At 30.1% G+C, this 12,712-nt stretch carries 14 protein-coding genes; 6 read left to right on the plus strand and 8 right to left on the minus strand.

The features are described 5' to 3' along the window. Window positions 1–252 precede the first annotated feature (252 nt). Window positions 253–1,173 carry a carbamate kinase gene (arcC, locus tag CALAG_RS06530; protein WP_015232943.1) on the plus strand — a complete coding sequence of 307 codons (921 nt, stop codon included), beginning with the start codon at window positions 253–255 and terminating at the stop codon, window positions 1,171–1,173. A 62-nt stretch (window positions 1,174–1,235) separates the two neighbouring features. On the opposite strand, the gene CALAG_RS06535 is transcribed toward arcC, so the two are convergent. The 4 genes from CALAG_RS06535 to CALAG_RS06550 form a co-directional block, all read right to left on the minus strand. Then, window positions 1,236–1,466, minus strand: a complete 231-nt coding sequence (locus CALAG_RS06535; RefSeq protein ID WP_015232944.1) for a hypothetical protein — start codon at window positions 1,464–1,466, stop codon at window positions 1,236–1,238. Between the two features lie 85 nt (window positions 1,467–1,551). Continuing rightward, window positions 1,552–2,790 (minus strand): Nre family DNA repair protein, encoded by a 1,239-nt coding sequence (locus CALAG_RS06540; RefSeq protein ID WP_015232945.1) that lies wholly within the window; start codon window positions 2,788–2,790, stop codon window positions 1,552–1,554. An 80-nt stretch (window positions 2,791–2,870) separates the two neighbouring features. Next, entirely contained in the window at window positions 2,871–3,662 is a 792-nt protein-coding gene (rsmA, locus tag CALAG_RS06545) for a 16S rRNA (adenine(1518)-N(6)/adenine(1519)-N(6))-dimethyltransferase RsmA (protein ID WP_015232946.1), read from the minus strand. A gap of 1 nt (window position 3,663) precedes the next feature. Further along, window positions 3,664–4,563 carry a DUF655 domain-containing protein gene (locus CALAG_RS06550; RefSeq protein ID WP_015232947.1) on the minus strand — a complete coding sequence of 300 codons (900 nt, stop codon included), beginning with the start codon at window positions 4,561–4,563 and terminating at the stop codon, window positions 3,664–3,666. Between the two features lie 267 nt (window positions 4,564–4,830). Here CALAG_RS06550 and CALAG_RS06555 point away from each other — a divergent pair, with 267 nt between their 5' ends. The 3 genes from CALAG_RS06555 to CALAG_RS06565 all read left to right on the plus strand — a co-directional run bounded on the left by CALAG_RS06555 (window position 4,831) and on the right by CALAG_RS06565 (window position 8,325). Next, window positions 4,831–5,436 carry a 50S ribosomal protein L11 methyltransferase gene (locus CALAG_RS06555; RefSeq protein WP_015232948.1) on the plus strand — a complete coding sequence of 202 codons (606 nt, stop codon included), beginning with the start codon at window positions 4,831–4,833 and terminating at the stop codon, window positions 5,434–5,436. Window positions 5,437–5,551: 115 nt separating this feature from the next. Next, a complete protein-coding gene (gene thsB, locus CALAG_RS06560; RefSeq protein ID WP_048816898.1) occupies window positions 5,552–7,210 on the plus strand; it encodes a thermosome subunit beta in 1,659 nt (552 codons plus the stop codon). 59 nt (window positions 7,211–7,269) lie between these two features. Beyond that, window positions 7,270–8,325, plus strand: coding sequence for an NAD(P)-dependent glycerol-1-phosphate dehydrogenase (locus CALAG_RS06565; RefSeq protein ID WP_015232950.1), 1,056 nt, complete (start codon window positions 7,270–7,272; stop codon window positions 8,323–8,325). Between the two features lie 29 nt (window positions 8,326–8,354). Here the strand turns inward: CALAG_RS06565 and tatC are convergent, their stop codons facing one another. Further along, on the minus strand, window positions 8,355–9,149 hold the full coding sequence (tatC, locus tag CALAG_RS06570; RefSeq protein WP_015232951.1) for a twin-arginine translocase subunit TatC: 795 nt from the start codon (window positions 9,147–9,149) through the stop codon (window positions 8,355–8,357). Between the two features lie 167 nt (window positions 9,150–9,316). On the opposite strand from tatC, the gene CALAG_RS06575 reads away from it, so the two are divergent. Both CALAG_RS06575 and CALAG_RS06580 read left to right on the plus strand, forming a co-directional pair. Then, complete coding sequence (locus CALAG_RS06575; RefSeq protein WP_015232952.1) at window positions 9,317–9,517, plus strand: Sec-independent protein translocase subunit TatA/TatB; 201 nt, start codon at window positions 9,317–9,319, stop codon at window positions 9,515–9,517. Continuing rightward, window positions 9,514–10,167, plus strand: a complete 654-nt coding sequence (locus tag CALAG_RS06580) for a hypothetical protein (RefSeq protein ID WP_015232953.1) — start codon at window positions 9,514–9,516, stop codon at window positions 10,165–10,167. The genes CALAG_RS06575 and CALAG_RS06580 overlap by 4 nt, the downstream gene beginning before the upstream one ends. A gap of 2 nt (window positions 10,168–10,169) precedes the next feature. On the opposite strand, the gene CALAG_RS06585 is transcribed toward CALAG_RS06580, so the two are convergent. Genes CALAG_RS06585 through CALAG_RS06595 form a run of 3 tightly spaced genes read right to left on the minus strand, consistent with a single transcriptional unit; the run spans window position 10,170 to window position 12,712 of the window. Further along, a complete protein-coding gene (locus CALAG_RS06585) occupies window positions 10,170–11,126 on the minus strand; it encodes a hypothetical protein (RefSeq protein ID WP_015232954.1) in 957 nt (318 codons plus the stop codon). Next, entirely contained in the window at window positions 11,107–11,340 is a 234-nt protein-coding gene (locus CALAG_RS06590) for a hypothetical protein (RefSeq protein ID WP_048816819.1), read from the minus strand. The genes CALAG_RS06585 and CALAG_RS06590 overlap by 20 nt, the downstream gene beginning before the upstream one ends. 4 nt (window positions 11,341–11,344) lie before the next feature. Further along, window positions 11,345–12,712 (minus strand): cytochrome b, encoded by a 1,368-nt coding sequence (locus CALAG_RS06595; RefSeq protein ID WP_015232956.1) that lies wholly within the window; start codon window positions 12,710–12,712, stop codon window positions 11,345–11,347.

Raw genomic sequence — 12,712 nt, forward strand, 5'->3', positions numbered from 1 at the left:
GTATTTAAAATATTTTTTAGATTAATATAAAGAAATTATTAATTTTTAATATCTTAAAGATATATATTTAATATTTAATGATTAGAGTATATTATAATACAAAGAAATAGTTATGTTAAGTTGATTTATTAAACTATAACTTATAATATATAAAGACTTTCCTTTAATGTGGGATGTAATTGTTTTGGTAAAAATTTAATACTCTGCTGTAAATGATATATCACGTCTTCAGCAGGATTAGGTGGAAATTAAATGAGGCTACTGATAGCATTAGGAGGCAATGCAATATTAAAGAAAGGTGATAAGGGAACCGTAGATGAACAATGGAGAAATATAAAAGATGCAGCTGAAATAATATCAAGTATTATAAAAGAAAATGATGAACTAATTTTAACTCATGGTAATGGTCCTCAGGTTGGATATTTATTGGAGGTAATGCAAGCATCAAATCCTGAGAAAGCTCTAACTATTGATATTGCAGATGCAATGACTGAGGGTTGGATAGGCTATATGCTTCAAAATGCATTTTCATTATATTTACCAGATAGAAAAGCAGTTCCAGTTTTAACTAGAACGTTAGTATTAGAAAATGATGAGGCATTTTCACACCCAACAAAGTTTGTAGGTAGCTATTTTACTAAAGATCAAGCAGAAATTTTATCAAAGAAATATGGTTGGGTTTTTAAAGAAGATCCAAGGGGTGGATTCAGGAGAGTAGTACCAAGCCCGATGCCAGTAGACATTATAGAAATTGATGTAATTGAAAAATTAATAAAAGATAAATATATAGTCATATCAGTTGGAGGAGGAGGAATTCCAGTTATTAAAAAAGGAAATAATTATGTTCCAGTTGAAGCTGTTATAGATAAAGATTTGGCAAGTTCCTTATTAGCAACAAAGATCAAGGCAGATAAGTTTATAATATTAACTGATGTAAAAGGGGTTGCAATAAATTATGGTAAGAAAGACGAAAAGTGGCTTGATAAAATAAGTGTAGACGAATTAAAGGATTTATATAAGAAAAATGAGTTTCCTGAAGGGTCTATGGGACCAAAGATACTAGCAGCTATTAAGTTCGTAGAATCAACTGGTAATAAAGCAATAATAGGAAGCCTAGATAATGCTAGAGAAGTATATGAAGAAAAATCTGGAACCATGATTTATAAAGATTAATAATTTACTAAATTTACTATTAATTTCTTTACAATAAAAGATAAAATTGATGTTGTAAATTATTATTGATTTTCTAGGGTTTTTAAACCGAGTTTTCTATATGGACATGTTTTATAATCTTTTTCGCATTTACTTATTTTGCTCTTCGTTATCATCGAATCTAGAAACTTACATTTTGCATAATACGATCCTTCTTTTTCTATTACGCTAAAGAATTCACATTCCGATTTGGGTTTATATGTAACAGCATGTATTTCTGGAAAAACTATTTTTTCTATAGACTCTTTTGACAAGCCTTTCCCCCATAATAATATAAGTTGGAAAAGTTATAACTAGTTATCCTACCTTCTCTATAAAATATAAGTAATTTAATATAAATTAATCATTATTCATAAACTCTGTTAATTTTCTCTTTTTTAAATTCAATAATTCACTTTTTTCTATAACATCATTTGGATTAGCTCTGACCCAATTTCTTATATACAAAATTATTTCTCTTATATCATTAGTTTTAATGATAGGATCTTTTAACAATGAGTTCTTAACTGTTTCTCTAATATGCCAATTTCCTACTGGCGCATAATATGTGGGCAATATTTCTCTTAGTATAATTACATTAGCCTTTCTTTTAATTTTATACAAATATTCTAAAACAGAAAGTCTTGCTGCAGAAAATCCACCATCCATATTTGAAACTCTGCCTAAAGCATCCTCTTCTACTTTATCTATTATGGGCTTAGTTGCATATTTGGTCCAAATAGATGAAGGATGCCAAACTTCTATCCATTCAAAGCTTCCCTCTCCTGGAATGAAAATAATAAGAAATCTATTGCTTAGATATTCTCCTTCAAATGCCATGATAGCATTTATCTCATTAAAGTCACGAATCTTCTTTCTAAGCTCATTTGAAATTATATCATCTACTGCAGTTATAGACCACCTGGTTGGTACTAATCTCCTATTCTTTACTTTTCCTAAAAAACCAAGACTAAGCATGTTTTGAATAGTATAAATATCTATCCCTGATGAATAAATCTTCCATATTGCTTTTTCTGCCTTCAAATCATCCCAAATAATTTTTTCTGTGGTTATATTTAACTTAGGGTTATCTCTTACTATTATTTTTTCAGCTGGCGCCTTAGGACCTATTGGTTTTGTTATACCATCAAATGAAAGCTTAGGTAATGGTTCTTTCTTAAGAAGGACTTCACTATCTACAGGTCTTTCTGATATTATAGCAAGTCCTATTTCATTTTGATATAATTCCCAAGGTCTATTAATATCAACCATTATAGTTGCAGAAACTAATTCACTCCTCATTTTTACTATGTTATCCAAAGGCTCTTTTTTAATAGACCATAAAACTGGGTTATCTGTATATTTAGCTTTGTCTCCGCTTAGCCCAGGTGGTACCATATAATGGAATAGAACCTTAGGATATCCATACTCGCCTATAATCCCACTTGGGGGAGTAGAGCCGTTGACATCTTTATTAGAGATCTTTAATGAGGAATTTACACGGGCTCTAAACTCTTCTAGTATTGGGCATTTTGGTAGTCCGCAGAGCTTTTTATATCCTTTGCATTGTGCGCATAATTCTGGCGGTATTCTTGCCACTAAGAATTCACCTAGTTAATTTAATCCTATTAATAGTTGTTCATTAGTGCTTAAACGTATTTCTTTATATGACATATAATTTATTTATAAAATAAAAGGCACAATATTTCTTTTGGTGTTAAGTCTTTAACTCTTTTATTATTATCTTGCAAGCAATTACTTCTTATTTGTCCAATATTACCTAGGCAATTATTTATTATTTTTTGAGCTTTTTTATTTTTTTGAGAAAAAAGGCAAGAAGTAAATTTCTCCAATAGATTAAATTCATCTTTCCATAAATTCATCCTCTCTATAACTACTATTGAGCTATCAACTTTAGGTTTAGGGAAAAACTTTTCTGAAGGTATAGTTGCAACAATTTTTATGTTAAATAAGAGCTGCATTATTACACTCAATCTTCCATAATTTTCTTCTCCAGGCTTTGCGGTTATCCTCTCAGCTACTTCTTTTTGCATACCTAATACTGAATGTCTTATATTATTATTTTTTGATAAATTGATTAATAAATTTGAAGATATACTATATGGCATATTAGATATTAGTATAGGTATTCTTGTTGATTTAACAAATTCTAATCCATCCCCAAATACAATTTCTACATTATTTGGAAGCTCTTTTTTTAAATACGAGAACCTTCTATCTATCTCAACTGTAATAACTCTCTTTGCAATAAGCGATATAGGAAATGTTATTGTACCTATTCCAGTTCCAATTTCAAGAAAATCTTGATTTTTATATTTTACAAGATTATCATAAAATACCTTTATTGAATCACAATCTAGCAAAAAATGTTGTGATAATTTTTTAATGGCTTTAAATTCAATTTTTTTATTAATTTTTTTACAAATTAAATAAAAATCTTCATAACTCAATTTATTTCTCAGCCTTGTTTTGTTTTTGATAAAGGCTTCTTCTCATTGTATCTAAATAGTTTAGATAGGGAACATTTGGCTCTTTAGGCTCTACGAACAAATAGTATTTTGGTTGGTTTGTTATTTCTTCCAATATCTTGTCAGATAATATATCAATTGGATCAACTTTTAATATCTTTTTAATTTCATCAAAGCTGCTGAACTTTTTTCTTTCTCTTGTTTCAAGCAATGTCTTAAGAGTCTTTTTACCAACCCCTTTTAGCAACTCGATTGAATGTAATCTTATATTTATGGGTTCTGCAATGTTAAAGAATTCTATAAAAAGCTTTTCATTACTTTTAATTATGAATCTAACAGCTTCTTGGAGGTTTCTTTTTGCAATCTCTGATATATCTTTATATGATATAGGAGTTCTAGGTACAACAAGTATTTTCTCTGAGAGGCCTCTTTCTTTTGCAACTTTGGAAAGATCAGAGGGGCTCCTTAAATAAACCAAACTACTACTTGGATCTGATAGTGAGATATCAATTAAATCTGAAATTCTTTGTGAAACTGGATTTACTGTTGTACAATAAATCTTTTTATCAGCTCCAGGTATACATGCTAATGAAACATCAAATGGTCTGAACCTTTTTCCCGTTGGATCTAATGGCTCATTTATAGTTTTTACTGTTTCTCTTGCTAATGTTACAACATCTAATGGCTCTACTTTATTTCCTAATGGGATCCCATCTAAAAGCGTGAATTTTCTTACTCCAATGGCTTGAGCAACAGGTTTTTCCTTATGCCATGGATGAGGATCCATATAGTAACCTGTTTCCATATAATCCAATATAACTGCTTCTATTTCTACAGCCGCTACATGCTCGCTCTCTTTTCTCTGAGGAGCCCTCTGACCCATCTATTTTCGCCTCTCTTCCGCATAATTTAAGTAGTCTAATCCCTTTTATCTATATTCTTAAATGTCCTTATAAGGGGATTGATATATAAAGCTATGCAAGGTATTGCTTATTTTCAATAACATTTATTTCTTTAACTTCTTTCATATTAAGGAGCCTTACCTTTTATCTAATTCTTAGTGAAACTTATATGCTTCTCTTAGCATTATGATTAATGAAAATGTTATAAGAAAATTGCAAATGATGTATTATGATTAAAGGTGTTAGGCTTGAAGGAAAGATATATTAATATCTCAACAGAACTAGGCGATATAAAAATTATTGATAATAAGCATGTTTATAAACCTTCTGATGATACTCTATTAATCATAAAGGCAATGCTTTATCTTAAGAACAAAGGATATGTTTTCGAAAGGATTATAGATATTGGTACAGGATCTGGCATTTTATCTATAGCTGCTCAAAAAATCTTTAATCCTAAGGTTTTGATCTCAATAGATATATCACCTTATGCAGTAATGGCAGCCAAAAAAGTCATAGAAATGGAAAATAAAGGGAACAGCATAGTTATTAGATGTGATGGAACATTTTGTTTAAGAGGTTTATATGACTTATCTATAGTTAACCCTCCATATTTACCTTCAAATGATAAGATAGATGATGAGTGGATTGTTAAATCATGGCAAGAAGAAAATAATCATGAAAAAGTTTGCTTATCATCTCTAAAATCTAAGAATATATTAATTTTAAAATCATCTTTATCTAAGTTTGATCAGGATAAATGTTTAAAGAATTTTAATTATAATAAACAAACTATATTAAAGGAAAATTTGTTTATGGAACAACTTGAGGTAAATTTTTGGCAGAGAAATTAATAGCTATTAATTTATTATTTAAAAAACATATTAAATAGATACGAAAAGTTTATATAGAAGCTTGCTCACATAAGATTCTCGGCAGTTGATTAGATAGGGTGAAACTAAGATGTCGATGCCTATTGAGAATATGGGAGTACCTGTTATAATATTAAAAGAAGGGACTGAAAGATCTTATGGAAAGGAAGCTGTAAGAAATAATTTAATGGCAGCCAGAGCTATTTCTGAAATCCTCAAGACAACTTATGGACCTAAAGGAATGGATAAAATGTTGGTTGATAGCTTAGGAGATATAACAATTACAAATGATGGTGCAACTATATTAGATAAAATGGATTTACAGCACCCAGCCGGAAAGATGCTTGTTCAAGTAGCCAAAGGTCAAGATGAAGAGGCTGGGGACGGAACAAAAACATCTGTAATATTTGCTGGCGAGCTTTTAAAAGAAGCTGAATTATTATTAGAAAAGAATATACATCCAACAATAATTATTAATGGTTACAAACAAGCTTTACAGAAAGCCATAGAAATACTAAACAATATAGCAGAACCAATTAGTATTGATGATAGGGAAAAATTAGTATTAGTTGCTAAAACAAGTCTTAATAGTAAAGCAGTATCTGAAGCAAAAGATCATTTTGCAAACATAACAGTAGATGCCATTAGAGCTATTGCTGAACAAAGAGATGGTAAATATTTTGTTGACTTAAATAACATACAAATAGTCAAAAAGTATGGGGGAAGCCTTTTAGACACATCACTAATTAATGGAATAGTTATTGATAAAGAAGTTGTCCATCCAGATATGCCAAAAGTTGTTAAGAATGCAAAGATAGCGCTATTGGATGCATCTTTGGAAATAGAAAAGCCTGAATTAGATATGGAAATAAGTTTATCATCGCCTGAATCAATGAAAAAATTGTTAGACAAACAAGAAAAGATGCTAGCTGAAAAGGTAGAAAAGATAGCCGCATCAGGAGCAAATGTTGTTATTACACAAAAAGGAATTGATGATGTTGCTCAACACTTCTTAGCTAAGAAAGGTATACTAGCAGCTAGAAGAGTAAAGAGAAGTGATATAGAGAAACTTGCAAAGGCAACCGGAGCAAGAATAGTTACCAATTTAAACGATTTAAGGCCAGAAGATTTAGGATATGCTGAAACTGTAGAAGAAAGGAAAATTGGAGACGATAAGATGATATTTGTAGAAGGAGCAAAGAATCCAAAGAGCGTAACAATATTAATAAGGGGAGGATTTGAAAGATTAGTAGAAGAAGCTGATAGAGCAATTCATGATGCTTTAAGTGCAGTAGCAGATGCAGTTATTGATGGTAAAATTGTAGCAGGAGGAGGGGCTACAGAAGAAGAGTTAGCAAAAGGCTTAAGGGAATGGTCAAAAGGTGTACCCGGAAAGACACAAATAGCAGTAGAATCTTTCATAAAGTCATTAGAAGCTCTACCTCAAACAATAGCATTTAATGCTGGTCATGATCCAATAGACATATTAATGAAGCTAAGAAGTGCTCATTCAGATAATTCAAAGAAATGGTATGGTATAGAGATTGAAACAGGTAATATTGTAGACATGTGGTCCAAGGGAGTTTTAGAACCTATGAGAGTTAAAGCAAATGCTATCAAGGCAGGAACTGATGCTGCAAGTCTAATATTAAGGATTGACGATATGATTGCAGCTAAGAAGAGCAGTGCTGGAGGAAAAGGTCCAAGCAGTAAATCATCAGAAGAAGAATCAAGCAGCAAGGAATCAAGCGATTAAATTTTAGATTAGATCATATTTTTTATTCCCGTTTTTTCTTATATTTTTGGGCCTTGAATATGATTAGTAAGCATTCAATAGATTTGCCTCAGAGAATTATAATAGGGGAAGATATATTAGACAATATAGGGGAGCAAGTCCTTCAAATATTTAACAAAGGGAAATCTGTTTTAATATTGACAGGTCCTAATGTTTATAACAAATATTTTAATAAGGTGAAAGAAAGTCTAGAAGATAAAGGATTTTCAGTATCATATAAAATAGCAGGTAGTCCTACAGTTGATTATGCATTGAGTCTATCAGAAGAGGTCTCTAAAGATAGGTTTGATATATTATTAGGACTTGGTGGTGGGAGAAGCATAGACTTGGCAAAATATATAGCTATGAATTTAGAAAAAAATTTCATTAGTGTACCAACTGCAGCAAGCCATGATGGAATAACAAGCCCTTTCGTAACTTTAAGAGGATTTGATCGTTTTCATTCTAAACCAGCGAAACCTCCGAAATTAATTCTTATTGACGTAAATGTTATATTATCAGCCCCTAGGAGATATAATGTTGCTGGATTTGGAGATTTAATTGGAAAATATACATCTGTATTAGATTGGCGCTTAGCTCATAAATTGAAGGGAGAATATTATGCTGATTATGCAGCAAGCCTTGCATTAATGAGTGCTAGACATGTAAGTTCTTATGCAAAAGAAATTGGCGTTGGAAGCAAAGATGGGATAAGGGTATTGTTGGAAGCATTGGTAAGCAGCGGAGTGGCTATGTGTATAGCCGGAAGTTCTAGACCAGCAAGTGGTTCTGAGCATCTTTTTGCGCATGCATTAGAAATGATAAGCAAGAATCCTCCTCTTCATGGTGAAGCAGTAGGAGTTGGTACTATAATGATGTCTTATTTGCATGGAAAAGATTGGAAGAAAATAAGGAATTTATTAAAAACTGTTGGAGCGCCAGTAAATGCAAAAGAGTTAGGAGTGTCGGAAGAAGAAATAATACAATCTCTTGTCAAATCCGTCAGTATTAGACCTGAAAGATATACAATTTTAGGAGAAACCGGCTTAAATGAAAAGGCAGCAGAAGACTTAGCTAAAAACACATTAGTTATTTGATTTATTAATAATTATATTTAAATCCAAATTTATTTTCTTAAAAGATATTTGGAGATTAACACTCCTAAAAAATATAGCCCGCTTAAGGTTAACCCTATAGTAATTTCTATAATTCCTCCTGTTGCACCTGGAGATATTATTAGAGCGATAATAAATGATAATGCTATAGCATATCTCCAATATTTTAGTAACGTTTTGTAATCAACAAAACCTACGTAGGTTAATGCCATTATAACTATAGGATATTCAAAAGAGATTCCTACCAATAATACAAAAGATAAAACTGTAGAAATAAAAGCCCTTATACTTAGGCTAGGTAGAACACCTAATCCAAGGTCTAGATAATACATAAATCTAAAGAGGGCTGGAAGAATAATAAAATATGAAAATAAGGCACCAAAAATAAATAATATTATTGATGGTATTATAAACATATTTATAGCTTTTCTTTCTTTTTGTGTTAAGGCAGGAAAAATAAAAGCATATATTTCATAGATCCATAAGGGAGAGGTAACTATTGCTGATATTAGGGATGAAGTATATAAGCTACCTATAATAGGATCAAATGCATTAACTGATATTAAGACCATGTTCTTAGGTAACATAAAGTCCTTTATCTTTTTGAGTATCATTACGCTCGTACTATTAGTTAACGAAGGAAATGGATAATACATATAAAATTTATGTATTTCTATTTTATTGAACTTAAAAAACATTATTAGTATTAATATAACAATAAAAAAGATTGCTGGTATTAAAAGTCTCCTTAATAATTCATTAAAATACTTATAATATTCATTGAGTATTGAATTGGAACTTTGCATTTTTTGCTAACCCCTAAATAATTTCTTGAAATAGGAATTATAATTTTGATTATAAAGCAAGTATAATTCTTAAAACTTCAATGTGATTATCAATTAATATAATTAGTTAATCCTATAAAGATATAAGTACTCTTAGATTATAATAAATTTACGAGGAGGTAAGAATCATGCTAGATAGTTTAATAGATTGGCTTATCGTTATTGTTGTAATAGCCATATTGTTTGGAGGCGCTACTAAAATACCCGAAATAGCAAGAGCCTTGGGTAGGGCGGTTGGAGAATTTAAAAAGGGTCAGATGGAAGTAGAGAAAGAACTTAAAGAGAGCATAAACAATGATAAAGCTAAGAAAGATGAGGGTAAGCAATGAGTATGGATTCGGAATATTTAAATTTAGCCAGAAGGAAGTTTGATGAAGGAATTAAGTTAATGAACGATGGGCTGCTAATTCAAGCTGCAAATAATTTTATAGAATCCTCGAATTATTTATTTAAGATAAAAAACCTTGATGAAGAGTCTAGGTTATTGCTAATTAAGTCTCTAGTTAATCAAGGAGCTATTATGATAAACCTAGGTAGATATTCGCTAGCAATAAATTCGCTTATTAAATCTTGGATGTTATTAAAAAATGATGGAAACAAAGATCTTTTAAAAGCTACTTATATAAACTTAATATCAGCATTTATAGCTTCAAATCGTTACGATGAGGCAATGAACTTTATAAATAAGCTAGAGGGAATTGATGAAGAATCTAAGGCATATGCATTAATGTATAAATCCAAAATATTAATAGATAAGAGATTAACAAATAATGTAGGAGAATATCTTGAAGAGGCAAGGACAATTTTTGATAAATTAAATATGAAAGACCAACTGGCTGCTGTGATAGCAATACAGGTTGAATATTATAATTTAATTGGTGATTACGAAAAGGCTAAAGAATATACAGGAGAATTAAATACAATAGCCGGTAAATCTCTTAATTATTTTATAAGGGAATATAAGAAAAAATGTAATTAAAATTATATTTTTTCAAAGCTTATTATAAAGATCATAGTGAATAAATATATTAAAAACATATACATTGTATCTGATATTAAGTATGCGCTTGTAAAGATGCCTATTAATGCTATAGATGCAAAAAACATATGATAGTTTTTCTTAATATTGAATAAACCTATTAAAAAGATAAACAGAATTATAAAATACAGGAAGCTGAAATAAGGCAATGGGACTGCAATTCCTAATGCAGTTTGCATAGACATATTGAAGACGAATTTAAAGAGTGTATTGGTAAAGGAATAATAGATTAAAGGGATTATTAGCAATAATGAAATTATTGCTGATGCGATTATTGCATATTTGTTGGATTTCTTTAAAGCCATGTATGTGAAAATAATAAATCCTAAAGAGAAAAATATTAATGAAATTGGATAAAGTTCTATAGGTGGATATAAAAAGGTAAATGAAGATGTATAGTTTAAAATAAAGAACAAGGAAGACAAAAGCATTGATATGCCAAAGATTAATTTTGTTGCTAAAGTTGAAAAGTAATTTTTGTTCTTTTTATAATCTAATAAAATAGCTAAAGATGGTATCAAGGAAGACATAGAAATTAAAGTTAATCCAAATGGGTTTGTTACATAGTTTATGTATATGTTTTGTGAATATGATATTACAATAAATGGTATTATCATTAAAATAAAATAAAGCATTGATAGAATACTTATTATCTTATTTTTATTGAAAATAAAATATATAGAGCCTACAATACCTAATAATTCTATTAAATATCTTGATATTAAGGCAAGCTTAGATATTATTATATTTACAATACTTGGTAAAGTAAATGCTCCCATAAAATATGGCTCTAACCTTACAAAAAATTGTATAGAAATAAATTGAATAAAATAAGATGCTATTATGAGTGAAAAAATAAAAATATCAATATTTATATGTTTATTTTGAAAGCTCTTCATGAGTTAATTCCTCATATTTATAGTAAAATCCAAACATTATTGATAAGTTTATTAATATCATGCCTAAGAATATTCCATCAAATCTATTATCATATGGATTAGTTTTAGTTGGCACTGAAGGAGTATTAACTAGGCCAAAAATATTTATAGCCATAGATATTATTAACAACAAAAAACCAAATAATAATAAAATTTCTTTAGTAGAGCTCTTCATCATTTTACACCTCAGAATGACTTCTTCTCATAATTTCTACTATCATAAAAGTAAAGCCTAGCAATAAAACTATACCCCATGCAACGTCTTTTGAAACAATCAAGTTTATTGATAATGCGCCTCCAACAATCGTCAATAATAGAGCTATAATTGCTGCAACAGTGTTTGGTTTAGTTTTAATTATATTTTTACTAGTTTTTGTTTTGTTTGATCTTGTACCTAAGTAAGCACCAATTGCTTCTATTACATACATAGGGATTAAGAATTCTAATGTTTGAGTAAAGGGTATTGTTAGGCCTGGAGTTAAGTATGCCCAAATCGTAAAGAATATTAATGTAGATACTACCATCATACCAAGTGTTATTATAACTGGTCTATCAGAGACGTGTCTAAACGGACTTCTATCTATAAATGGAACTATTAGTAAAATAATGAATAGCAATCCTATTAAGTAAATTCCATATACGATATTTGCACCTCCAAATATTGATTGTTTTATTATTTGATACATCCATAGGAAGTACCAATCTGGTTCCGGAGTGTATTGCGAAGCTGCTTGAGGGGTATACATTGGGCCTAATGGTACAGGGAAAACACTTGCTATTATTACAATTGCTCCTATGTAGAAAAGCGATATTGCAAGTAAATATTCAACTCCTCTTGGCCACCATGATATACCTTTTCTTTCATTTTTTATATTTTCTACAACTCCCTTCTTTGGAGGCTCGCTCATTCCATGTGCTTCGAACATGAATAATTTCAACCCTAAAAATACAACTAATAGTATTGGAAGTAGTATAACATGTATATCAAAAAATCTTTGTAATTCATCAGCATCTGTACCATTACCAATCAATAAAGTATGTAGCCATGAAGTCATCCATGAGGGTAAATAACTTAATAAGCCTATTCCCACATCAGTTGCTGATTTTGAAAGAACAGTCCATGGTAGCAAATAGCCGGTAAATCCAAAACCTAAAGTAATTAAACCTAGTATAACTCCTACAATCCACATACCTTCCCTCGGTCTTTTATATGTACCTTGCCAAAAGTTTCTAAACATATGGACAAATGCTAAGAATATTATTGCATATGCATTATATAAATGGAAATTAAGCAATAAACTTCCATATGGGATTTTATTTACTATATTGCTAGTTGAGGTATATGCATCTGTTGTGGTTGGAATATAATTTAATAGAAGTAGAAAACCTGTGATTCCTTGCATCACAAAACCTACAACTAGTAATGCTCCTAGCCAGTAATCAGGTCTAAAAGAGAATTCGGGTATTGGTCTCAATATATCATCTATATTTTTTATACCAAATCTTTCAAAAAATTTATTCCAAAAGCCTTCCTTACTTTTTGACAT

Source organism: Caldisphaera lagunensis DSM 15908, assembly GCF_000317795.1.
GTDB lineage: Archaea > Thermoproteota > Thermoprotei_A > Sulfolobales > Acidilobaceae > Caldisphaera > Caldisphaera lagunensis.